General features: G+C 69.3%; 19 protein-coding genes and 1 pseudogene. 12 read left to right on the forward strand and 8 right to left on the reverse strand.

The window, feature by feature from the left end; translation table 11 throughout:
- Positions 1 to 272 precede the first annotated feature (272 nt).
- Positions 273 to 863, reverse strand: a complete 591-nt coding sequence (locus tag ACFV9G_RS27005; RefSeq protein ID WP_378731908.1) for a tyrosine-type recombinase/integrase — start codon at positions 861 to 863, stop codon at positions 273 to 275.
- A 325-nt stretch (positions 864 to 1,188) separates the two neighbouring features.
- A pseudogene (locus tag ACFV9G_RS27010) lies at positions 1,189 to 1,635 on the reverse strand (hypothetical protein); the annotation flags it as partial.
- 541 nt (positions 1,636 to 2,176) lie between these two features.
- Between ACFV9G_RS27010 and ACFV9G_RS27015 the strand changes: the two are divergent.
- The 4 genes from ACFV9G_RS27015 (at position 2,177) to ACFV9G_RS27030 (ending at position 6,551) form a co-directional block, all read left to right on the forward strand.
- Entirely contained in the window at positions 2,177 to 4,528 is a 2,352-nt protein-coding gene (locus tag ACFV9G_RS27015; protein WP_378731910.1) for an arylsulfatase, read from the forward strand.
- 150 nt (positions 4,529 to 4,678) lie between these two features.
- The gene (locus ACFV9G_RS27020; protein WP_378731912.1) at positions 4,679 to 5,158 is read left to right on the forward strand and encodes a hypothetical protein; all 480 of its coding nucleotides are present in this window, start codon (positions 4,679 to 4,681) and stop codon (positions 5,156 to 5,158) included.
- A complete protein-coding gene (locus tag ACFV9G_RS27025; RefSeq protein WP_378731914.1) occupies positions 5,155 to 5,682 on the forward strand; it encodes an RDD family protein in 528 nt (175 codons plus the stop codon). Before ACFV9G_RS27020 ends, ACFV9G_RS27025 begins: the two co-directional genes overlap by 4 nt.
- 98 nt (positions 5,683 to 5,780) lie before the next feature.
- The gene (locus ACFV9G_RS27030; protein ID WP_378731916.1) at positions 5,781 to 6,551 is read left to right on the forward strand and encodes a hypothetical protein; all 771 of its coding nucleotides are present in this window, start codon (positions 5,781 to 5,783) and stop codon (positions 6,549 to 6,551) included.
- Positions 6,552 to 6,581: 30 nt separating this feature from the next.
- Here ACFV9G_RS27030 and ACFV9G_RS27035 read toward each other — a convergent pair whose 3' ends face one another.
- The 4 genes from ACFV9G_RS27035 to ACFV9G_RS27050 form a co-directional block, all read right to left on the reverse strand.
- Positions 6,582 to 7,958, reverse strand: a complete 1,377-nt coding sequence (locus ACFV9G_RS27035; RefSeq protein WP_378731918.1) for a glutamate decarboxylase — start codon at positions 7,956 to 7,958, stop codon at positions 6,582 to 6,584.
- The gene (locus ACFV9G_RS27040) at positions 7,955 to 8,638 is read right to left on the reverse strand and encodes a hypothetical protein (protein ID WP_378731920.1); all 684 of its coding nucleotides are present in this window, start codon (positions 8,636 to 8,638) and stop codon (positions 7,955 to 7,957) included. Before ACFV9G_RS27040 ends, ACFV9G_RS27035 begins: the two co-directional genes overlap by 4 nt.
- Before the next feature lie 121 nt (positions 8,639 to 8,759).
- A complete protein-coding gene (locus ACFV9G_RS27045; protein WP_378731922.1) occupies positions 8,760 to 10,382 on the reverse strand; it encodes a LuxR C-terminal-related transcriptional regulator in 1,623 nt (540 codons plus the stop codon).
- A 32-nt stretch (positions 10,383 to 10,414) separates the two neighbouring features.
- Positions 10,415 to 11,506 carry a flavin-containing monooxygenase gene (locus ACFV9G_RS27050; RefSeq protein ID WP_378731925.1) on the reverse strand — a complete coding sequence of 364 codons (1,092 nt, stop codon included), beginning with the start codon at positions 11,504 to 11,506 and terminating at the stop codon, positions 10,415 to 10,417.
- Positions 11,507 to 11,649: 143 nt separating this feature from the next.
- Between ACFV9G_RS27050 and ACFV9G_RS27055 the strand changes: the two genes are divergently transcribed.
- Both ACFV9G_RS27055 and ACFV9G_RS27060 read left to right on the forward strand, forming a co-directional pair.
- The gene (locus ACFV9G_RS27055) at positions 11,650 to 11,796 is read left to right on the forward strand and encodes a hypothetical protein (protein ID WP_378731928.1); all 147 of its coding nucleotides are present in this window, start codon (positions 11,650 to 11,652) and stop codon (positions 11,794 to 11,796) included.
- Between the two features lie 107 nt (positions 11,797 to 11,903).
- Positions 11,904 to 12,929: a formylglycine-generating enzyme family protein gene (locus ACFV9G_RS27060; RefSeq protein WP_378731931.1), complete on the forward strand. Its 1,026-nt coding sequence runs from the start codon at positions 11,904 to 11,906 to the stop codon at positions 12,927 to 12,929.
- A 15-nt stretch (positions 12,930 to 12,944) separates the two neighbouring features.
- On the opposite strand, the gene ACFV9G_RS27065 is transcribed toward ACFV9G_RS27060, so the two are convergent.
- On the reverse strand, positions 12,945 to 15,308 hold the full coding sequence (locus ACFV9G_RS27065; protein WP_378731934.1) for an arylsulfatase: 2,364 nt from the start codon (positions 15,306 to 15,308) through the stop codon (positions 12,945 to 12,947).
- Between the two features lie 154 nt (positions 15,309 to 15,462).
- On the opposite strand from ACFV9G_RS27065, the gene ACFV9G_RS27070 reads away from it, so the two are divergent.
- The 6 genes from ACFV9G_RS27070 (at position 15,463) to ACFV9G_RS27095 (ending at position 21,531) form a co-directional block, all read left to right on the forward strand.
- Positions 15,463 to 16,173, forward strand: coding sequence for a GAP family protein (locus tag ACFV9G_RS27070; protein WP_378731937.1), 711 nt, complete (start codon positions 15,463 to 15,465; stop codon positions 16,171 to 16,173).
- A gap of 86 nt (positions 16,174 to 16,259) precedes the next feature.
- Positions 16,260 to 16,484, forward strand: coding sequence for a heavy-metal-associated domain-containing protein (locus ACFV9G_RS27075; protein WP_091042103.1), 225 nt, complete (start codon positions 16,260 to 16,262; stop codon positions 16,482 to 16,484).
- Between the two features lie 18 nt (positions 16,485 to 16,502).
- Complete coding sequence (locus ACFV9G_RS27080; RefSeq protein WP_378731941.1) at positions 16,503 to 17,687, forward strand: aminotransferase class V-fold PLP-dependent enzyme; 1,185 nt, start codon at positions 16,503 to 16,505, stop codon at positions 17,685 to 17,687.
- 3 nt (positions 17,688 to 17,690) lie between these two features.
- Complete coding sequence (locus tag ACFV9G_RS27085) at positions 17,691 to 18,905, forward strand: copper chaperone (RefSeq protein WP_378731944.1); 1,215 nt, start codon at positions 17,691 to 17,693, stop codon at positions 18,903 to 18,905.
- Positions 18,902 to 20,251: an alanine racemase gene (locus ACFV9G_RS27090; protein ID WP_378731947.1), complete on the forward strand. Its 1,350-nt coding sequence runs from the start codon at positions 18,902 to 18,904 to the stop codon at positions 20,249 to 20,251. The genes ACFV9G_RS27085 and ACFV9G_RS27090 overlap by 4 nt, the downstream gene beginning before the upstream one ends.
- Before the next feature lie 2 nt (positions 20,252 to 20,253).
- Positions 20,254 to 21,531, forward strand: coding sequence for a pyridoxal-phosphate dependent enzyme (locus ACFV9G_RS27095; RefSeq protein WP_378731950.1), 1,278 nt, complete (start codon positions 20,254 to 20,256; stop codon positions 21,529 to 21,531).
- A 6-nt stretch (positions 21,532 to 21,537) separates the two neighbouring features.
- Here the strand turns inward: ACFV9G_RS27095 and ACFV9G_RS27100 are convergent, their stop codons facing one another.
- On the reverse strand, positions 21,538 to 22,146 hold the full coding sequence (locus ACFV9G_RS27100; protein WP_378731953.1) for a DUF5134 domain-containing protein: 609 nt from the start codon (positions 22,144 to 22,146) through the stop codon (positions 21,538 to 21,540).
- Positions 22,147 to 22,316 lie beyond the last annotated feature (170 nt).

The raw sequence follows: 22,316 nt of genomic DNA on the forward strand, positions 1-22,316 counted from the left end.
CGATCTGGCAAGGCGGCGCTGCGAAGGCATCCTGGAGGCTGTCGAGCGGCGCCAACGCAGCCAGATCGGATGCGAAACGCCGCGTAGCGGGCGTGGATTTGGGAGACACGCCCTAGCCCGCTGGAGACATCACAACAGGGTCTGTGCGCCGATCTGCCCTGCGGCTGCCCTATTAGGCGATGCTGAAGTCTCGTGAAAAGCGAGAAACCCCAGGTCGCCCTGGGTTTCTCTCTGTGCGCAAGGGGGACTTGAACCCGCGGTGATTCGGGAGATCAAGCAGCAGTTTCGTCTGGCGGCTCGGTGGCGCTCCTGCTTTCGTCGCGCTCAGTCTTCGCCTTTTTGGCTGACCTTGACATGCGCTTAGCGAGTTCCGCGTCGCGCTCGTCGGTCGCGTGCTGATAAATCATCGCAGCCTGCGGCGTGGTGTGGCCGATGCGGCGCATGAGCTCCGCGAGGGTGGCGCGGTGCTGCGCAGCGAGGGTTGCACCGGTGTGGCGGAGGTCGTGGACGCGGAGAGTGGGGCACCCGACTGCCTTGCGGGCTGGCCGGAAGTACGACCGGTGGAAGGTCGCGTGCAGAAGGTGACCGCCGATGCACCGTGGGTAGTCGCAGTCACACTTCCCTGGAGCTGGCCTCGCGACAGTGAAGATGAGGCCGTCGGGTCCGGGCTGGGCGAACGTTTCGAGCTGGTTCTGAAGTAGGACTTTGAGGAAGTCGGGAAGACGCACTGTTCGTTTCCCTGCCTCGGACTTGGGCTCGTCGACGATGTTGACGCCGTTGACTCGCCCGTAGGCGCGCTCGACGCGGAGCAGGGGGGTCGCTGGTGAGGTCGATGTCGCGGCGGCGGAGTTCGACGAGCTCACCGAAGCGAAGACCGGACCAAGAGGCCATGTGGATCAGAGCAGTGAGGCGCTTGGGTATCTCGTCCGCGAGCGCGTCGATCTCTTCGAGAGTGGCGATCTGCATCTTCTTGGCCTTTCGTTTCGGAATGTCATCTGGGTGGATCTGGCAGGGGTCGGCCACGATGAGGGGCTGGCGGCGATCGCGTACGACGGCACCCATGACTTGCTTGAGGAGGCCGTAGGCATCGCGGTTGCGTTTGTGCCTGGTCGGGTGCTTTTTCCGGAGTCGTGCCCACCAGACACCGACCTCATCAACAGTGATCTCGGCGAGGGTGCTCCGTCCGATGAAGGGGAAGATCTCCTTCTCGAGGAGCCTCAGGTTCTCAGCGACCGTCCTTGGCTTGAGAGGCTTCGTAACGGCTCGGTTGGCGAGCCAGGTACGGGCGTATTCCTCGAAGCGCTTCTTGGCAGCTCGCGCGCCGACGGTGGCGATCTCTTCGGCAAGTTCGGCCGCGCGCTTCTCTCGGAAGCAGGAGTAGGGCACTCCTGCGATGCGTGCGGCTTCGATGTCACCTTGGATTGCGTCGAGCTTCTTCAGCGCCCGGCCGGGCACGCCGGCGGGGTAAGCCTCCGTCTTCACGAGCCGTGCTGGGTGGTCGAAGGTCAGTTCGCCCGGGTGCTTCTTGGCGCAGGTCGGGCAGGCGTAGGTGATCTGCCAACGGCCAGTTGGCCGCCCGCGTTCGTCGCCTCGTCGCGGGAGCCGTCGGATGCTGCCGAACCTTCGTTCAGCCATGACCGACTCGCGGCGGGGGGGGTAGCGTGAACACGCCCGGTAGGCTTCTGGGCATGGTGGGACGACTCCTTCTCAGTCGTGACGCCCGTGCCCCGGGGGTGGTGTTGCAGCACCTTCCGGGCCGTCTTTCTGACTACCCATTGAGCCTAACTTCGATTGCGCCGAGATTGCGCCCAGCTGTGTCTGCCTCTGACGTGGTCTGTCTGTCTCTGTCAAAACCTGATTCCGAGAGAACAGCCAGGTCAGGGTGCGTTTTGGCTGGTAGTCCTCAAAATCGCTCGATGCCCATTCCCCAGTTTCAAATCCTGTCAGCCCGACCGAAGGAACCGGCCCTGGCCAGCGGAAACGCTGAGTCAGGGCCGGTGCTTCTGTATATGGAGGACACCCCGCAGCCTAGGATCCGATCAACGGGCTACCCGCCCGATGGCAGTCCGTCCGACATGCATCTGGCCCGCGCCGACGTGACGTCCGCTGCCGGCAGTGCGCGGTTTCACCCGGAGTGGGTGAGCCCGTGGCGACGCGCCCGGGAAAGTCTCGGCGTATGGCAGCCGAAGAGTTCCCGATCCGCCAGGATCGCAATCACCTCCCGGAGCCGGAGTGGCGGTTCCCGAACGCGAGGATCACGACGTACGCCGCGGACTCCGAGCCGGACTTCCCGCCGACGAAGGAGGCCCCTGAGGGCGCTCCGAACATCCTCCTGGTCCTGCTCGATGATGTCGGGTTCGGCTGGCCGAGCGTCAACGGCGGCCTGGTGCGGATGCCGACGGCCGAGCGGATCCACGCTCAGGGATTGTTCTACAACCAGTTCCATACGACGGCGCTGTGCGCTCCGACCAGGGCTGCCATGCTCACCGGGCGGAACCACCACTCGGTGGCCACAGGGGTGATCCAGGAGATGGCCACCGGCTATCCGGGCTACTCGGGCATCATCCCGAAGAGCTGTGCCACGGTCAGCGAGCTGTTGAAGCAGGCCGGTTACATGTGTGGGTGGTGGGGCAAGAACCACAATGTCCCGGACAACCAGACGAGCCCGGCCGGGCCGTTCGACAACTGGCCGATCGGTCAGGGCTTCGACTACTTCTATGGCTTCATCTCCGGCGAGACCGACCAGTTCTATCCGTCGCTGATCCGCAACACCACCGCCGTCGAAGCACCGCAGCGTCCCGAGGAGGGCTACCAGCTGCAGCGTGACCTCGCGAACGACTGCATCGCGTGGCTGCGGGAGCAGAAGACGATCGCGCCGGATCGTCCGGTGCTCACCTACTTCTCGACCGGTGCCGCTCACGCACCGCACCAACCGCCGCTGGACTGGCGCGGTCGCAATGCGGGACGCTTCGACATGGGCTGGGACGAGTACCGGGTCCAGGTCCACGAGAACCAGCTCCGCATGGGCATCATCCCCGAGGGCACCCGACTCACCGAGCGTCCGGACGAGATCCCCTCGTGGGACAGCCAGCCGGCCGAGCACCAAGCGTTGTTCAGCCGGCAGGCCGAGAACTACGCCGACTTCCTCGAGCACACCGACTACGAGGTCGGTCGAGTCCTCGACGCGTACGAGGAACTGGGCGAGCTCGAGAACACCATCGTGATCTACATCCTCGGCGACAACGGGTCTTCCGGAGAGGGCTCGCTCGTCGGCACCCCGAACGAGATCATGAGCCTCAACGGCCAGCAGCCGACCATGGAGGAGGCGTTGGGCTTCCTGGACACCTGGGGCATGCCCGGCACCTCACCGCACTACGCCGCCGGCTGGGCGCACGCCGGCGACACGCCTTTCCAGTGGACCAAGCAGATCGCCTCTCACTTCGGGGGGACCCGCAACAGCATGATCGTGTCGTGGCCCGAGCGGATCGCCGGACGTGGTGAGGTCCGCTCCCAGTTCCACCACGTGATCGACGTGATGCCTACGCTCCTGGAGGTCATCGGGATCCGCGAGCCGGTCGAGGTCAACGGCGTCGCCCAGCGACCGATCGAGGGCACGAGCTTCGCCTACACGTTCGCCGAGGCCGACGCACCGGGTCGGCACGAGACGCAGTACTTCGAGATGATGGGCAACCGGGCGATGTACCACGACGGCTGGATCGCGTGCGTACGCCACGGCCGACTGCCCTGGGAGACGTCCGGGACGTTCTCCTGGGACGACGACGTCTGGGAGCTCTACAACATCCGTGACGACTTCAGTGAGGCGGTCGACCTCGCCGACCAGCACCCGGAGAAGGTCAAGGAGCTGCAGGACATGTTCCTGGCCGAGGCCGCCAGGTACAACATCCTGCCCCTCGACGACCGCTTCGCCGAGCGTCTCGACGTCACGCTTCGGCCCAGCTACTACTACGGACGCAAGAAGGTCACGCTCTACGCGGGCATGGTGCGACAGCCCGAGGGCTCCGGGCCGAAGTTCATCGGCGTGCCCATGCAGGTCACTGCCAAGATCACTGTTCCTGACGGTGGCGCCGAAGGCGTCATCTTCGCGCTCGGCGGCGACGCCGGCGGGTTCGCTCTCTTCGCCTGGGAGGGCAAGATCCGCTACCACTACAACTACTTCGGCCTGCAGCGCTACGACGCGATCTCGCCAGAGGCCCTCACGCCCGGAGACCACACGGTCGTGTTCGACTTCGAGCCGGACGAGCCGAAGCCCGGAGTGCCGGCCTCGGTGACGCTGTTCATCGACGGCACGCAGGTCGCCCGGACCAAGGTCGAGCGGCAGATCCCGCTGCGTACCGGCACCGAGTGCTTCGACGTCGGCTTGGACAGCCGCTCGCCGGTCTGCCCGGACTACCAGGACCGCGGGCAGTTCCCGTTCACCGGCACCATCGACTCGGTCACCTTCGACTTCGGCGAGTTCGAGGAGCCGACCGGCATGGATCGGCTCAAGCTCGCGACCAAGATGGACTGAGGTCACGGCCACTGTGGGACCGCTGGATCACCCGTCCGGGGTGATGAGAGACAGATCAGACGGCTTTAGGCTTCCAACTGATCCACGGCCGGAGGAGACGGAACCCAGGATGCGAATCTTGCGCGCACGCGTGTCCGAGCCGGCGACGTCATGACCGAGGATCGGCAGAGCGGCAAGAGGCTCCTCGGCCGGGTCGCCGGAGCGGTGACGGGAAAAGTCGTCGACACCGTCGACCCCGATATCGTCCTGGAACACGTCGACGTCAACGCGCTGCTCAGCCGGGTGGACCTCGACGCGGTCCTGGCGCGGGTCGACATGGATGCGTTGCTCGCGCGGGTCGACCTCAACGCGCTCCTCGCCGACGTAGACCTCGACGCCCTGCTGAAGGACCTCGACGTCGAGGCGCTCGTACGCCGCTCCGGCATCCCCGACATCGTCGCGGAGAGCACCTACTCGATGGCTGGTTCAGCCCTCGACGTCGCCCGGCGACAGTTGGTCGGGCTCGACGTCATCGTCGACCGGATCGTGGACCGGCTGATGCGGCGGAGCGAGGACGACCGGCGGGAAGGGCCGCTCAGCCTGGTTGTGGCCAGAGGAGAGGCACCCGACCCAGGAACGGCAGTGCGATGACCCGCCCGGCGCGCCGCTCGGTGTCCGGACACTATGCGGGAGCGATCAGCAGGGCGGCTGCTGCTGCCATCGACGGCCTTCTCATTGCTGGGCTCTACACGCTGGGCGTTGCCGGGTTCGGCTTCTTGCTCGCGACGTTCACGTCCGTGTCGATCACCGACGACCGCTCGTCGCTGCTCGGACTCGCTGCCTTCGCGATCTGGGCCTTCTCCTACGTCTTCATCAGCCTCGCCATCACCGGCCGGACGATCGGGAAGGGGCTGGCGGGGCTGCGCGTCGTACGCTCCGACGGCACTGCACCAGGGGTGCGCACCGTCTTCGTCAGGACGCTGGTGTTTCCCCTCAGCGTGATGTTCTTCGGGATCGGCCTGCTCCTGATCGTGTTCCAGCGTGAACATCGTGCTTTCCACGACTTGATCGCCAAGACCTGTGTTGTCTATGACTGGGGTGACCGGAGCGCTGAGATGCCGGGACCACTCTCGGACTTCCTCAACCGCGCCCAGTCGGATTCACCGCAGCGCTGACGCTCCCCTGATCCGCGCGAGCTTGGTGCTTGACCGTCGACTCGAGCGCGGATTGAATCGGCTTTACTTATATGAGCGCTTGTGAAGGGGTCAATCGGGTGACCGGGTTCAAGTTCTGGCGTGTAGCGACGACGATCGTCGCACTCTCCTTGTTCGCGACGGCATGCCAAGGGGGCGAGGAGGCCTCGGCCGGCAAGGCCGAGGCGTCGAGCAGTCCGTCGAGCAGTCCCTCCGAGGAGGGATGCCTGACATGGTCGGTGCCCTGTTCTCGAGGGCCGTCGGGGTCGCCCACGCCCGAGGTATGGCCGCCGGTATCCGAACTGTCGTACAAGTCAGCCGCGGTCAGACTGCCCGGGAAGGGGTGGACGGCGGTGCCGGAGGGCGAGGACATGGCGGTGATGCCAGCAGGAGCCTTGGACGAGAGGATTTCCAAGAGTGCCGCCCTCGTATATGACGAGAGGTATCCCGAATACCGTTTGAGCAAGGCGACGGTCAGTCTGGAGATCCACAGCTACGACCCGCACGCCGAGGGCAATGACCTAGACGTCGACTACATGCGTCGTGAGGTCGCCAAGATCGCCTTGGACATCCAGGAGGGCGGGGGCCCGGTGAATCAGGAGCCGTCGATCACCAAGGATGGTGTGGTCTACGACGTCATCGCCTCGGGCGATAAGTCCGGCTTGAAGAAGAACCACAACAAGATCCTCACCTGGCGGTGGGAGTACATCGGAGTTGTCATGCGCAAGGGCGGCAACGGGGCCGCCGGCATCAAGACGGTCATCGAGTGCCGGGGCGAGTTCTACTCAGAGAAGAAGTGCGCGAAGCTCGCGAACGACGTGTTCGCCACACTGCGAGTGAAGAAGCAGTGACGGGCGGCGCGGCGACACGGAAACGAGCTTTCAGTACCCGGTCCCTCGCTTGACCTGCTCCCGCTCGGAGGGATGGGTGCCACCCTTCTCATCCAGCGTCGCGCAGGCGTCGGCGAGGTCACGGGTGAGGCGCTCGACCTGCTCGCGACTCATCGTCTCCTTGACCAGGGCGCGCATGATCTTCACGTTCTCCGCGTGGGGCGGCAGCGTGTACGCCGGCACCATCCAGCCGCGCTCGGCCGAGAGCTGCCAGGCGATGTCGGACTCGTCGTAGGTCGTGCGGTCGCCGGTGAGTCGGAAGGCCACGAGCGGGAGCTGCTCGAGGTCGTCGCCGATCACCTCGAACCGGCCGCTGTCGCGGAGGTTCTTCGCCAGGGCTTTGGCGTTCTGCTGCATCTGCCTCATCACGTACGTGTAGCCGTCGCGACCCAGCCGGATGAAGTTGTAGTACTGCGCCAGCACCATCGCCGCACCCGTCGAGAAGTTCAGGGTGAACGTCGCGTCGGTCTTGCCGAGGTAGTTCTCGTAGAACACCAGCTCCTCGGCCAGGTCGGACTTCTCGCGGAACACCAGCCAGCCGATGCCGGGGTAGACCAGGCCGTACTTGTGTCCGGAGACGTTGATCGAGCGGACCTGCTCGAGGCGGAAGTCCCACGGGGAGTCGGGGTAGAGGAACGGCCACACGAAGCCACCGCTGGCCGCGTCCACGTGCAGCGGGATGTCCAGACCCTTGTCCTTCTTGACGTCGAGCAGCAGCTGGTTGATCCCGACGATGTCGTCCATGTGCCCCGTGAACGTCGTGCCCAGCACACCCACCACGCCGATGGTGTTCTCATCGAGGTGCGGCGCCACGTCATCGGGGCCGATGGTGTACTTCGTCTCCTCGAGCGGGACGATCCGCGGCTCGACGTCGAAGTAGCGGCAGAACTTCTCCCACACGACGTGGACGTCGCCGCCGAACACCAGGTTGGGCCGGTCCACCGAGGCGTTCGCGGCCTCCCGGTGCTGCTTCCACTTCCACTTCAGGGACAGGGCACCGAGCATGATCGCCTCGGACGAGCCCTGAGTGCGACACCCGGTCGTCTCGCCGGGGGCGTGGTAGAGGTCGGCGAGCATCCGTACGCAGCGCTGCTCGATCTCGGCGGAGATCGGGTACTCCGCGTGGTCGATGAAGTTGCGGTGCAGGTTCTCGGCGATGATCCGCTGCGCCTCCGGCTCCATCCACGTGGTCACGAACGTCGCGAGGTTGCGTTGCGGGTCACCCTCCATCACCAGGTCCTCGCCGATCAGGCGCATCGCCTCGACCGGCCGCATTCCGCTCTCCGGGAAGGCGGTCGACGGGGCCGCCTCGGTCAGGAACCGGTTGCCGTAGAGCGCTTCGGCGTCTGTGTCGCTGGGTCGTGTCATGGCTGAACCACCGTTCTTGTCGTCGTGGGTGTGTCGAATGCTTGGATGAACCCGCCGACCGCGAAGCACACGGCGCCGGCGAACGTCCCCCAGTTCACGAGCCCGGTATTGATCGCGCTCGATGTCGCCGGCCGGGTGAAGGCGGCGATGCCGGCGAGGAAGAAGAGGACCGACCCGAGCTGGTTGACCGCGACGACCCACCAGCCGATCAGATGGGGCTGGATCCGGACGTGCCCCTCGCCCACGTCGAGCATCGCCAGGTGACCGGAGGCCAGGAAGCAGACACAGCCGGTCATGTCCGGCAACCAGATCCACCCGTCGGACTGACGCGGCGTGAGGCCTGCGGCGAAGGCGGCGACCAGGCTGACGGCGAAGAACAGTGTCCCCACGAACAGCACGAACGCGCTGAGCCAGCTGCGCCGGCGCTGCCGGAGGCCCCACCGGCGCCTGCGCTCATCGGTGTGGGTGGCGGTGTCGTCGTCGGCGAGCAGGATCGAGACGTAGCCACCGAGCGTGAAGAAGCAGCCCCCGACCAGGTAGGTGACGTTGACGACCGGCAGGCTGACCACGTCGAGCTGGGCGAGAGCCGCCCCGAGCGCGAACAACGAGCCACCGAGAACGAAGGCGACCGCGGCACCGAGGTTGAGCCGGGTCGACCGACGTGTCAGTACCTGGTCCATGGCGGCGAACACTTCCTCCCTCTTCCTACGCTCCGTCATCCTCCGCGCGCCAGGTCGCGACGTCTTCATCCGGCCCGGGTGAGATGAGGGCCGCCCACGCCGACAGCCGGAGACGCCCGGGTCAGACCACGCCGTGCTCGAAGGCGAAAGCGGTCGCGGCGGTTCGGGAGCGGACGTCGAGCTTGGTGAAGATGTTGGAGAGATGACGGGCGACGGTCTTCTCGCTGAGGACCAGGTCCGCGGCGATCTGGGCGTTGCTGCGGCCGGAGGCGACCAGGCGGAGGACCTCGGCCTCCCGGGCGGTGAGGCCGGCGGGCAGGGAGGCGGGAGCGAGGAGGCTGTCGGCCTCGTCGGCGGCGGGCCGGGCGCCGATGTGGCGAAAGACCGTACGCGCCGCCTCGAGCTCACGCCGGGACGACTCGGTGTCGCCGACGGCGGCCAGGGCGCGCCCGGTCAGCAGCCGCGCCTGGCTCCGTTCGTAGGTCGCTTCGGCCCGTGCCCACAGCTGCTGGGCCTTGCGCAGGTAGGGGAGCGCACCGGCGGCGTCGCCCGTGCCCAGCTCGACCGCGCCGTGCGCGTGCGCCGCCGCTGCCTCGAGCCAGACACAGCCGAAGTGTCCGGCCAACCCGTCCAGCTCGGCCGTGACCTGCCGGGCCCTGTCGCCCTCGTCGGCGCCGAGCAGCACCTCGATGGCGGCGGGCAGGAGCCGGCATCGCTGCACGGGACCAGCGGTCTCGACCAGCAGCCGCTCGATGGCGGCGAGCGCCGCCGCGCCCTGGCCGCGGGCGGACCAGAGCAGAGCGAGGCCGGGTTGCGGGTCGAAGCCCCGGTCGGCCGCGCGCTCATAGGCGGCGTCGGCCTCGGCGTACTCGCCGCGCAGCCGGAGCACCTCGCCCGCCTCGTACGCCGCGAGCCCGGCCGCGTCCGGTGCGTGCACCTCCTGGTAGCGCCGGGTCGCGAGCTCGAACTCCTCTAGGGCCGGTTGCCACTCGCCGTGCAGCCGCAGCAGCTGCCCGCGGTGGACGGCGCACTGGCCGGTGAACGTCAACAGCCCGGGCTGGGCCGCGCACCAGCGTTCCAGGGCCGCGGTCCACTCCGCCACCCGGCCGAAGTCGCTGATCTCCTGGCAGCCCTCGATCGCGGTGCAGTAGACGTGCCCGGCCACGACCGGGGAGGCCTCGCCCGCGATCACCCGGACCATCGCCTCATCGAGCAGGGCGAGGCCCTGCGCGACCCGCCCGGAGTAGAGCGCCATCCGGCCCTGGGCGCTGAGCCCCAGCGCGGTGAGGTCGGCCTCGCCGTAGCGCCGGCCGCGCTCGGCCACCTCGTCGGCGCACCGGCCGGCCGTGGCGAGGTCGCCGGCGTCGAGCGCGCGGAAGAGCCGCAGGAAGTCGACCCAGCCGAGCTCGACGCCTTCGTCTGTGTCGTCGACCAGCCGCTCCGCCCGTGAGGTCCAGCCGCGGGCGAGCGCGCCCTCGCCGTGGACGTACGCGGTCATCGTGATCCGGAACGCGCAGCGGACCGAGCGACCGAGGTCGGCGGCCTCCTGGCTCAGGCGGAAGGCCGCGTGCAGGGCGGCGACGGTGTCGTCGTGGTGTCCGGTCAGCTCGGCGGCGACGGCGAAGTCCTCGAGCTCCTCGGCCGAGAGCGAGTCGGCACCGACACCCACCCAGGAGGCGTACGCCGCACCCCAGTCACCGCACGCGAAGGCGGACCGAGCGCTCTCCAGCTGGACGTCGGCCACGGCAGGCACCTCCACAGGAGAGCGTACTCGGATCAGGCGGCGTGAGCGGCCTGTCGCATCCGGGAGACGACCCGGTCGGCGACCAGGGCCGCGTCGCGCCCGGCACCGGCGAGGAGCATCGAGCTGAAGGCGTACTGGAAGCTGAGGCCGCAGAAGAACAGCCCGTCGGCCTCGGCCACCACGCCGCGCATCTCCCGCGGCCAGCCGTCCTCGTCGAGCACCGGCAGGTCGATCCAGCCGAAGGCCTGCCGGAAGCCGGTGGCCCACACGACGTTGGCGACCTCGCGCGGCGTGCCCTCGACCACGGGCAGCCCGTCGCGGACCTCCTCGATCCTCGAGGTGACCCGCTCGACGCCACGGTCGGCCAGGTCGGAGCGCTTCACCCGGAGCATCGGCCCGCCGTGGCGGCGGATCTCGGGCATCTCCTTGCGCCCGATCGGCGTACGTCGGGTGATCACGTGGCGCCAGGCGAAGAGCAGGACGGGGAAGATCACGTGCATCACCGGCGACTCCAGGCGCGGCGGGATCTGGCCGCAGTCGCGGCCGGCCAGGATCGTCGGCCGGGACTCGGCGACCTCGAAGGCGATGTCGCAGCCGGAGTGGCTGGCGCCGACGACGAGCACCGGCCCGTCGCGCAGCTGCCCGGGGCGGCGGTACTCGCTGGAGTGGAGCTGCAGGATCGAGGGGTCCAGCTGCGCCGCGATCGCCGGGACGTTCGGCGTACGGCCGAAGGAGCCGGTCGCCACCACGACGTTGTCGCAGGTCCAGGTGCCGCGGTCGGTGGTCACCCGGAAGCCGTCACCGTCCCGCTCGAGCCCGCTGACCCGGGTCTCGAGCCGCATCGGAAGCTCGAAGGTGCGGGCGTACGTCTCCAGGTAGTCGGCGACCTCGTCCTTTCCGGGGAACGACCACCTCTTCGCCGGGAACGCCATGCCCGGCAGGGAGTCGTACTTGGCAGGGGAGTAGAGCCGGAGCGAGTCCCACTGCCGCCGCCAGTTGTCGCCGACCCGTGCGTTCGCGTCGATGATCACGAACGGGCGGCCGCGACGCCGCAGGTGGAAGCCGGTCGCCAGGCCCGCCTGGCCGGCGCCGATGATGATCGTCTCGATGTGTGTGGTGTCCATACAGGTGACGCTAGGTCCGCACCTCGCGGCTCCGCGTCGGTCGAACGGCGCATTCGCCTGCGCTGGGTAGTGGGTCGATCTACCCATGGGGAGCTGCCAGGAATTCCGCGCGCGGAGCGCTGAGCCGGGGCGATACTCGGGGGATGACGAGACAGCCCCCGGAAGACTTCAGCAAGCTCCCGCCGTCGGTGCCGCTGGAGGAGACGATCGCCTACCAGCTCGAGAAGGAGGTCCCGCACGGTCCCGAAGGTGGCGGTGACGCGGTCGACGGTGGCGGGGACGGCGACTGATCCTCGTCCGACCGGATGCCTCACCCTTCTCGGGTGGTGCGCCGCAGAGCGTCCGGTTCCTAGGCTCGGCAACCCGTCACCCCACTTCTATCGGAGGACGCTGAGAGATGGGCTCGCATCAGGTCCCGACCCCACCGACCGCCAGGGCCGGGCAGGTGCTCGTCCCCGGCGGGCTGGATCTGCTGGGCAGCGATCGCTTCTATCCCGAGGAACGCCCGGCGGTCGAGGTCGCCGTCGGTGACGTGTGGTGGGATCCGCAGCCGGTGACCAACGCGCAGTTCGCGGCCTTCGTCGAGGACTCCGGGTACGTCACCATCGCCGAACGCGAGCTCGATCCGGCCGACTTCCCCGGCGCCGACCCGGCACTCCTGGTGCCTGGTTCGCAGGTGTTCACCCAGGCGCCGGGTCCGGTGCCGTTGCACGACTGGACCCGTTGGTGGCGCTGGCAGCCCGGCGCCCAGTGGCGGCACCCGGACGGACCCGCGACCGACGTGGGGAGCCGTCCCGGACGCCAGGTCGCGGACTGGACCGAGATCCCGGACCATCCGGTGGTGCATGTCGGGTGGGAGGACGCGCTGGCGTACGTCCGCTGGGCCGGCAAGGAACTTCCCACCGAGGCCGAGTGGGAGCACGCCGCCCGCGGCGGCCTCGTCGGCGCCGACTACGCATGGGGTGACGAGCTCTCCCCGGACGGGCGCCTGATGGCGAACACCTGGCAGGGCCAGTGGCCGTGGCGCAGCGACGACACCCACGGTCACGACCGCACCAGCCCGGTCGCCTCCTACCCGCCGAACGGGCACGGCCTCTACGACATGGTCGGCAACGTGTGGGAATGGACCCGCACTCCCTGGACGCCCGACCATCGTGACCTCATCGCCCCACCTCACGGCCGGGCCGGTGCCGGCGCGCCCTCGCTGCAGGTCGACGTCGCCGCGCCCTCCTGCTGCGGGGGCAGCCAACGCCCCGACACCGGCGCCGACACGGTCAAGGAGACCGACCGGATGGTGACGAAGGGTGGGTCGCACCTGTGCTCGCCGCACTACTGCCGCCGCTACCGGCCCGCCGCCCGCCAAGGGCACGGCGTGCGTGACACGACGTCGCACGTCGGGTTCCGCTGCGTCACGGCCGCCTAGGCCCTGACGGACGGATCACTGCTTGTACATCGCGACGCGGAAGAAGTCGGCGGGATCCATGAGGTGATCGTGCGAGTCGTCCCCGCCTTCGACCTCGATGAACCTGATCGTTCCGGTGAAGCCGTTGTCCCCAGGCCCGTAGTCGCCGGTGACCGGAGAGAGGGCGTCGCGACCGACCTCGGTCGGCTCGTAGCCGAACGCGATCGGCTCGGTGCGCTCCACGCGGCCCGTCCCCACCTGTTCGTCGTCGATGGTGAGGGTGACGTTGCCACCCTTGCCGAGCCCGCCGCCGTCGTAGCCGAAGGTCATCCCGACCGTGTGCTTACCGGGAGGCACCGAGCGGTCGCCGCGGACGTGCGTACGGTCGATGCCGAAGAGGTTGTAGCAGAAGGTCGGGACTCCGTACTTGAGGTAGAGCGACCAGCCGCCGCCGTGACCACCGAGGTTCATCAGCACTCCGTGGGCGCCATCATCCGGTACGTCGACCGACGCGATGAGGGCCCAGGACTTGTTGCGCCAGTTGACGACGTGCTGCTCGGTGAGGCCGCGCATGCCGGGGAAGAGCAGCTGCCGGTTCCCGATCAGCTCGGGCTTCTTGCTGTACTCCGGCAGTACCCGCTCGAACGAGCGGTCATCGAGCGGCAGCGCGCCGTAGCGGGCCGCTTCGATGAGGAAGAGCCGCTGCAGCTGGTGCAGTCGTTCGGGCTGCTCGGCGGAGAGGTCGCGCGCCTGGGCCCAGTCGGAGCGACCGTCGTAGAGCTCCCAGACGTCGTCGTCGAAGGCGATGCCGACGTCGCCCGTGGTCTGCCATGGGGTGCGGTGCTTGGTGACCGCGGACCAGCCCCGGTGGTAGATGGCTCGGTTTCCGAAGATCTCGAAGTACTGGGTGTCGTGTCGCTCGGGTGCGGCGGCGTCGTCGAAGCAGTACGCCATGCTGTGGCCGTGCATCGGCTCCTGGGTCACGCCGTTGACCTGGACGGGGTGCGGTAACCCGGCGGCTTCCAGGATTGTCGGCGCGACGTCGATGACATGGGTGAACTGGCTGCGGATCTCGCCGGTGGCCTTGATGCCGTGGGGCCAGTGCACGATCGTGCCGTTGCGCGTTCCGCCCCAGTGCGAGGCGACCTGCTTGGTCCACTGGTAGGGCGTGCACATGGCGTGCGCCCACCCGACGGCGTAGTGGGGAGAGGACTCGGGGCCGCCCAGCTTGTCGAGCTGGCTCATCAGGAACTCGGGCGTCTCGAGGGCAGCCATCCCGTTGAGGCTGATGAGCTCGTTGAAGGTGCCGTTCACCGTACCTTCGGCCGAGGCTCCGTTGTCGCCGATGATCAGATAGACGAGGGTGTCATCGAGCAGCCCCATCGCCTCGATGGCATCGACCAGACGACCGACATGGTGGTCGGTGTGCTCGAGGAAACCGGCGTAGTTCTCCATCTGTCGGCGCAGGACGGGCTTGAGGGCCTCGTCCATGTCGTCCCAGGCCGGGATCTCGGCGTGCCGGGTGGTCAGCTCGGTGTCGGCGGCGATGACGCCGAGCTCCTTCTGGCGGGCGAAGGTACGTTCGCGCTGAACGTCCCAGCCGTCGTCGAACTTCCCGGCGTACTTGTCGGCCCACTCCTTCGGCACGTGGTGCGGCGCGTGGGTGGCGCCTGGGGCGAAGTACAGGAAGAACGGCTTGTCCGGGATCAGGGCCTTCTGTGCCTGGACCCAGCCGATGGCGTGGTCGGTCAGGTCCTCGGTCAGGTGGTAGCCCTCCTCCGGGGTGCCCGAAGGCTCGATGGATCGTGTGCCCTCGACGAGCGTCGGGTAGTACTGGTCGGTCTCTCCGCCGAGGAACCCGTAGAAGTGCTCGAACCCGTTGCCGGGAGTCGGCCATCGGTCGAACGGTCCGGCTTGGCTGGTTTCCCAGACCGGGACCTCGTGGCACTTGCCGACGTGAGCGGTGGCGTAGCCGTTGAGCTTGAGGATCTCGGGCAACGGGGCGCACGTGTTGGGACGTATCGAGTTGTAGCCCGGCGTGGACGTCGACATCTCGGTGATGCCTCCCATGCCCACCGTGTGGTGGTTGCGCCCCGAGATGAGAGCCGCGCGGGTCGGCGAGCAGATGGCGGTGGTGTGGAACCGGTTGAACCGGAGACCGCCCGCGGCGAGCCGCTCGGCTACCGGGGTGTTCACGGGGCCTCCGAAGGCACTGGATGCGGCGAAGCCGACGTCGTCGAGGAGGACGACCAGCACGTTCGGCGCCCCGGCGGGCGGCCGGAGCGGCTCGATAGGTGGGAAGCCGACCTCGGGATCCTTCGCGTCGTACAGGACTGTCCTGGGGTCGGCGATGTCCGGAGTGGGCAGTATCGACCGCTGGGTCACGCGCTCATCGCTCATGGGCTGACTTTCACCGACAGACGGGCCCGCGGGGTCGCCTCTATCGGGTGAGCTTGTGGGCTCAGTCGGCAAGTGTCGACCGATGGCGTCGAGCGGCTGGAGTCCGCCCGAAAGGGGTGAGGACGGGAGCGGGGCGGGTGGCGAGGTTGTGCGTATGTGGGAACTTGCCGGGCAGCTGCTGCCGGAGATGGTCGGGCTGGCGGTCACACCGGCCGCGGTCGTCGCCTGCCTGATCCTGCTCGGGTCATCGCACCCGTACCGCAACGTCGCCTTGCTGGCGGTGCCCTTCCTGGCTGTCTACGGGGTGCTGTCGCTCGCCGCGCTCGCGGTGGGGCGGGCGGCCGACGCCGCCAGCGACGACCCGTCGACGATTCGCGGCTGGATGAGCATCGCCGTCGGCGTCGCCTTCCTCGTCCTGGCGGTGGTGTCGTGGCTCCGGCCGCGCCTGCGGCAGGCTGCCGCGGGCGCCCTCGCGGCGCGTGCGACGCACCGGGCGAGCCCGGAAGAGCCCGGCTGGGTCTCGGGACTACGTGACCCGTCCGTCGGCCTGGTGCTCGGCGCGGGGCTGCTGCTGGCGATCGTGAACCCCAACGTGGCCATCCTGGCCTCCGGGCTGGCCATCGTGGTCACTGCCGATGTGAGACTCAGCGCGCAGCTCAGCGGCATCGCGCTGCTGCTGGCGGCGAGCATGATCGACTTCGTCGTCCCATTGCTCGTGTTCGTCGCGGCCGGCGAGCGTGGGCGCGGATGGCTCCGGTCCGCGACGAAGTGGCTCATCACCCACAACCACGTCATCGGGATCGTCGTGCTCCTCGCCTTCGGCCTGCTGTTCGTCGGTCGTGGGCTCGCACAGATCATGGGCTGAGCGCCGACCGACGCGAACCGACCTCGTGGCCGGACGTTCGATGATATTTTTGGGCGACCACCGAAGTCCTACTGAAGGGCAGTTTCATGTCGGTTCAGTTCGAAGTGCGCATCGATGGAATGACCTGTCACCGCTGTGTCGAGACCGTGACGAGCGCTCTCGGTGGCCTGGACGGAGTCGAGGGGGTCGTGGTCGACCTGAACCCGGGAGCCGTGTCCAGCGCCCGCGTCACCGCCGCAGGACCGCTCGAACCGAGGGTCGTCAGATCCACGCTCGCCAAGGCCGGATTCACGATCGCCCGCGAAACCTGACCGGCCGAGGAGTCGTCCGTGCCCGGCCTCGGCTCCCGTCAGCACTTTCCGGCCCTCACCGCCGAACCCGACCTCGTCTACCTTGACGCCGCGTCCGGCACCCCCTGCCCCGAACCGGTCATCGCCCAGCTCACCGCCGAGCTGCGCGGGCCCGCCGCCAACCCCGGCAGGGGCGGACACCCGTGGGCCCGGGACGCGCTGCGCCGCTTCGAGGACGCCCGCGCCGCCGTCGCCGCGTTCCTCGGTGCCTCGTTCCCCGACGAGGTCGCCTTCACCCGCGGCGCCACCGGCGCGATGGCGTTCCTCGCCGACCGCTGGGGACCTGCGGCGCTCGCGAACGGCGGCGACATCCTCTACTGCCCCGGCGACCACCTCTCGACGGTGCGGCCGTGGCTCCGGCTCGCCGAACGGATGCGCCACCAAGACGTCCGGGCGGTGGCGTACCGCCGCGACCGTCTGGGGCGCATCGATCCCGTTGACTTCGCACGCGCCGTGAGCGACCGCACCGCGGTCGTCGTCGCCACCGAGGTCCACAACCTCCACGGCACTCGGACCGACCTGGACGCGCTGGCGATCCCGCCGGCCGCGACGGTCTGCCTCGACTGCTCGCAGAGCGCGGGGCGACTGCCTCTGCGCCTGGCCGGCTCCCGCGCCGAGCTCGCCGTCGTCTCGGGCCACAAGATGTTCGGGCCTCCCGGCACCGGCACGGCGTACGTACGCCGTGGGCAGCATCATCGGATCGCGGTCGACCGGGTGGCCGCGCGGAGCGGGCCGGCGCGACATGTCTCGCCGCTCACCGATGCCGCCGAGGAGGGCAGCCTCGACGGGGCCGGTGCCGCGGGGCTCGCGAGTGCGACCGCGTTCCTCGACGCCATCGGTCTCGACCGCGTCGGCGGCCATCTGGCCACCCTGGCCGCCCGGTTCGCCGACGGCGCCTCCCGGATCGGAGGCGTCACTCTCCTCGGGCCGCCGGTCGAGTCGGGCCGACCGCACAGCGGCATCGCCGCCTTCGCGCTCGACGGCCGGGCGGGCGCCGATGTGGCCTTCGCCCTCGAACGCCGCGGCGTGTACGTACGTGCCGGCGACCACTGTCTGGACGGGCCGCGGGAGGACGCGGTCCGGGTGAGCTTCCACCTGTACAACGACGAGAACGACGTCGACCGACTCCTGCAGGGCCTCGCCGCCGCTGCCGAAAGGGACTGACACGTGCAGAACGAAGGCATCCGGTACGACCGCGCCGCCGCGGCGCGCATCCTGGCCGAGGTCGCAGGAGCCGACTTCCTGGCCGGCCCGGCCCCGGCAGTGGCTGAGGTGTCGGTCGACTACCGCGTCGAGGAGCTCAGCCCGGAACCCGGAGGATCGCTGACCACCGGACAGCGGCGCTACCTCGAGTCCTACATGCGTCCGTGCGGACCGGACCAGGTCGTCAGCGCCACGCACCGCATCACCTGGCGCGACTCCCACGGCATCGCGAACAGCGGCCACATCGGACCGGGGCCGCTCGGCCCGGTGCTGCCGATCGCGGCCCGGGAGGCCGTGATCGCGGTGGGTGAGGCGATCGCCGGCGCCGATCCCGTCACCGCTCGTTCGGACGCGCTCGACGACGACGCGCTCGACGTCCTGGCCGACACGAGCACGGACCAGGAGCCCGCAGAGATCTTCCGCGTCGGAGCCGAGGCCGCCGGCCGCGCACTCGTCCAGCACGGCATGCTCGCCGGACAGGTAGGGATCGAGGACCCGGTCGAGTTCGCCGAGGCGATGTGCGACTCAGGGCTCTACGGCGCGGTCGCCTCGACCTGGTTCTGGGAGCTGCAGGCCTCCACCTACCGCAGGGGCATGATCCCCGCGAGCCTGGAGGGTTCCGGCGGCCGGCTGCGCTACACGGCGGACACCGTCGCGCTGCTCGCCGAGATGAAGCGCCGCACGATCACCGATGCCCACAAGGTGATGGACCGGGCCCGCGAGGAGGGCCTGGGGGTGCGGGCCGCCATCCAGCGCTACCACGTCGAGCTCGACCAGATCTCACGACAGTACGCCCTGCTGCCGTCGGGGGAACGGCCCGTCTGCCTCGGGCAGCGGGCCCATCAGGTCGACGGGCAGCGCGTCCAGCCGCTCGCCGCCGTCGCCGAGGCGCTCACCGGTGCGTTCCGGTCCGCGGTCGCGTCGGTGCGGATCTCCGAGATCCCCGAGTCCGCCTCGGTCCTGGGTTTCGCGGCGGGGGAGCAGGAGTTCGGCGTCCCGGACATGACCTGCCGGCACTGTCGGGTGACGATCACCGCCGTCTTCGACGCCCAGGCGGCCGAGCTGATCGAGGTGGACCTGCACGGGAAACGGGTCCGGGCCAGGTTCACCGACGCCGGGCAGCGCGACCGGATCTTCGCCGACCTGCGCGACTGTGGCTACACGGTGGCCGACGGGTGAGCCAACGCCTACCGCTCCCGGCCGCGCAGCACCCGATCGCCGCCCGCTTCCTCGCCGACTCCGCCGCGGTGGGCGAGGCGATCGAACGTTTCGGGTCCCCGCTCCACGTGCTCTTTCCCCAGGTCATCGCCGAGAACGCCGCTGCGCTCGCGGGTGTGCTGCGGCGTCACGGCGTGCCGTACGACATCTTCTACGCGCACAAGGTGAATGCCTCCGTCGCGTTCCTCGCCGAGGCGCACGCCGCCGGGCTCGGTGCCGACGTGGCCTCCGCGGCCGAGCTCGACCGGGCCCTGGCCGCGGGGTTCGCGCCGGACCGGATCGAGGCGACCGGTCCGAAGTCGCCGGCGTTCATCGAGCGGATCGCCGAGCTGGGGGTCACCGCCAACGCCGACGACCTGTGGGAGCTCGACCGGCTCGCCGCTGCCGCGCCTGCCGGCGGCGCCGTCCAGGTCCTCCTGCGACTCTCCGGCTTCGCCTCGCCGGCTGTGCCGCAGACCCGGTTCGGCATCGATCTCGCCGACGCCGATGCCGCCCTCGAGACCGTACGCCGCGCTCCGGGGCTCCACCTGCGCGGTGTCGCGTTCCACCTCGACACGGCCGACCCGGCCGCCCGGGTGGACGCGCTGACCGAGTCGATGGCGGTCGTGGCCGCCGCGCACCGCAAGGGCCTGCGGCCCTCGGTGATCGACATCGGCGGTGGGTTCCGCCAGCGCTTCGTCGATGATCCCGAGCCGTTCCAGCGGTACTCGCGGACGCTCGCCGCCGCGGCGCCGGGGGACCTGGTCTGGCCCGGCCACGACCCCGGCATCTCCCACAAGTACTCCAACCACCGCCCCACCACCGAGGTGCTGGAGCGGTTCCTGGCCGCCGAGATCGAGCGGCGACCGGTAGCCGAGGTGCTGCGCGAATGCATGCTCACGCTGTGGATCGAACCGGGCAAGGCCCTGGTCGACCACGCCGGGATCACCCTGGCCTCGGTGCTCTACCGCAAGCGCGCCGCCGGGCGTGACCTGGTCGTGCTCGACCTGTCCCGCAACCAGGTCACCCCCGCCGACCAGGAGGTCCTGCTGGACCCGGTGCTCGTCGACGGGCGCGGTGAGCCACCGGCGGAGGGCGTGTTCCTCGCCGGCCGGCTGTGCCTGGAGTCGGACCTGGTGAGCCGCCGCAAGGTGTTCCTCGAGTCCGAACCGAGCAGCGGCGACGTACTCGCGTTCGTCAACACCGCCGCCTATCAGATGGACCTGTCGGCGTCCTCGGCCGGCGGGCATCCGCCGCCGCCGAAGGTCGCGGCGGTCCTGGAGGGCGGACGCTTCGCCTTCGTCGCCGACGACCACCACGGGAGCTGACCATGCGTTACGACAGCGTGCTCGACATGATCGGCGAGACCCCGCTGCTGCGGCTCGATCCAGCCAAGCACGGCGTCCCGGAAGCGGAGATCTTCCTGAAGCTGGAGTCGGCGAACCCGTTCGGCTCGGTCAAGGACCGCGTCGCCTGGGGGCTGCTGCGCGACCACATCGACGAGATCGCCGAGGAGGAGCAGGTCGTCGTGGAGGCATCGAGCGGCAACACCGCGAAGGCGCTCCAGATCATCGCCTCGATGCACGGGGTCGGGTTTCGAGCCTTCACCAACCGGGTCCGGGTGCGCGAGGTGCGCGAGATGCTGTCGCTGCTGGGCACCGAGGTGACCGAGATGCCAGGGCTCTCCGAGTGTCCCGACCCGACCGCTCCCAACGACGTGTTCGGGGTGATCGGCGACCTCATGGAGGCTGAGCCCGGCCGCTACCACCACACCTCGCAGTACACCAACGAGGACAACCTGCGCGCCCACTACGAGCAGACCGGGCGCGAGATCTACCGCGATGCCGGCTCGGTCGACCTGCTCGTGGGCGGGCTCGGCACCACCGGCTCCACCCGAGGGGCCGCGACCTACCTGCGCGAGCGGAACCCGAAGACCGCCGTGGTCGGCGTCGTCGCCGCGGAGGGGGACTTCATCCCCGGCATCCGCTCGGCGGCCGAGATGTGGGAGGTCGGGCTCTTCGAGCCCGGCTTCTACGACGCCATCGCCGCGGTCGACTCGGCCGATGCGATCTCCGCGAGCCTCGAGCTCGCCACCCGGCACGGCGTGCTCGCCGGCCCCACCACCGGGGCGGCCTATGCCGCCGCCCGGGAACGGCTCCTGGCGGGGCCCGGGGGTCCGGTCACGGCGGTCGTCATCGCGTGCGACCGCATGGAGCCGTACCTCTCCTACTACCGACACCGCCGTCCGGACCTGTTCGGCGCGGCGAGCCCCGCGCCCACGGAAGAGGCACCGTCGGTGGCCCCGGAGGACATCGAGGCGTGGGCGGCCGCGGGTGAGCACGTGGTTGTCGTGGACGTACGCACGGCGCTGGCGTTCCAGGCCGGCCACATCCCGGGGGCGATCAATCTCCGTGACGACCTGCTCGAGCAGGTCATGGAGGCGGGGATGCCGTTCTCCGAGGCGTCCCGGGTGGTGTTCGCCTGCCCGACGGGGGACCGGTCGGCGCGATTCGCCGCCCGGGCCGCCGCGACCGGCCGTCCGGCCTACAACCTGGAGGGCGGCGTCCTCGGCTGGCGCGACAGCGGGCGTCCGCTTGCGGGCGTCTGACCTTTGTCAGACAGGGATGAGGACGAGCATCACACCCATCCCGGCAGCCATCAGACCATGAGCCGCGGCGGGGAGGCGATGCCTACGGACCGCGGCAGCGCGCAGCAGCCACCAGAGCAGGCCGGCGAGGCAGACCGCGATGAAGATCGAGTTGACCACGACCGCCCAACCGGGGGTGTGCCCGGCGGGTGCGGCCGCCGTCGCGCCGCCGTGGCCCGCGTGACCCTCGGTGCTCGTGGCGTGGGTGCCCGCCATGAGGAGCGGCATCGCGGCGAGCATCCAGATCATTGCCGCATTGAGGGCGAGATGTCCGACCAGATCGGCCCGGCGGGCCCGGTCGCTCGCGCTTCGTAGGGCGGGCAGCAGCGCCACGGCGAGGAGGGCGAAGAGCGCGACCTGCGCCCAGACGGCGACACTCCACGCGATCACCCAGATCATCGCGATCATCGCGGCGCTCATCGCCGCGTGGTTGACGTGGAGGACGGCGTACGCGTCCAGGCGGGGTCGTCTTGGAGGGCCGGTTCGTTCGGGGCCGACGACAAGAGTCCAGACGCCCAGGGTTCCGGTGATCACGAACGCGCCGGTCAGAAGAAGGTCCCACGGCGGTTCGACCATACGATCAAACGTAGTGCTTCAGCGGCTCGAAGGTGGGCTTGTCTCCGAGATCGGGCCGCTCCCGTCGCGGGGAGATGCTGACCGAGCCGTCGAGAGCGGTGCTGCGGGCTGGCACACCCCTGGCCGAGGCGTCACCCCCGTCGGCCGAGATGGTACATACGCGCCAACTC

Source organism: Nocardioides sp. NPDC059952 (assembly GCF_042730435.1).
In the GTDB taxonomy this organism is placed as follows: domain Bacteria; phylum Actinomycetota; class Actinomycetes; order Propionibacteriales; family Nocardioidaceae; genus Nocardioides.

Coding starts and splice junctions, on each gene's coding strand:
- ACFV9G_RS27015 (WP_378731910.1), top strand. CDS start 2,177: ATGGCAGCCGAAGAGTTCCCGATCCGCCAGGATCGCAATCACCTCCCG.
- ACFV9G_RS27020 (WP_378731912.1), top strand. CDS start 4,679: ATGACCGAGGATCGGCAGAGCGGCAAGAGGCTCCTCGGCCGGGTCGCC.
- ACFV9G_RS27025 (WP_378731914.1), top strand. CDS start 5,155: ATGACCCGCCCGGCGCGCCGCTCGGTGTCCGGACACTATGCGGGAGCG.
- ACFV9G_RS27035 (WP_378731918.1), bottom strand. CDS start 7,958: ATGACACGACCCAGCGACACAGACGCCGAAGCGCTCTACGGCAACCGG.
- ACFV9G_RS27040 (WP_378731920.1), bottom strand. CDS start 8,638: ATGGACCAGGTACTGACACGTCGGTCGACCCGGCTCAACCTCGGTGCC.
- ACFV9G_RS27050 (WP_378731925.1), bottom strand. CDS start 11,506: ATGGACACCACACACATCGAGACGATCATCATCGGCGCCGGCCAGGCG.
- ACFV9G_RS27055 (WP_378731928.1), top strand. CDS start 11,650: ATGACGAGACAGCCCCCGGAAGACTTCAGCAAGCTCCCGCCGTCGGTG.
- ACFV9G_RS27060 (WP_378731931.1), top strand. CDS start 11,904: ATGGGCTCGCATCAGGTCCCGACCCCACCGACCGCCAGGGCCGGGCAG.
- ACFV9G_RS27065 (WP_378731934.1), bottom strand. CDS start 15,308: ATGAGCGATGAGCGCGTGACCCAGCGGTCGATACTGCCCACTCCGGAC.
- ACFV9G_RS27070 (WP_378731937.1), top strand. CDS start 15,463: ATGTGGGAACTTGCCGGGCAGCTGCTGCCGGAGATGGTCGGGCTGGCG.
- ACFV9G_RS27075 (WP_091042103.1), top strand. CDS start 16,260: ATGTCGGTTCAGTTCGAAGTGCGCATCGATGGAATGACCTGTCACCGC.
- ACFV9G_RS27095 (WP_378731950.1), top strand. CDS start 20,254: ATGCGTTACGACAGCGTGCTCGACATGATCGGCGAGACCCCGCTGCTG.
- ACFV9G_RS27100 (WP_378731953.1), bottom strand. CDS start 22,146: ATGGTCGAACCGCCGTGGGACCTTCTTCTGACCGGCGCGTTCGTGATC.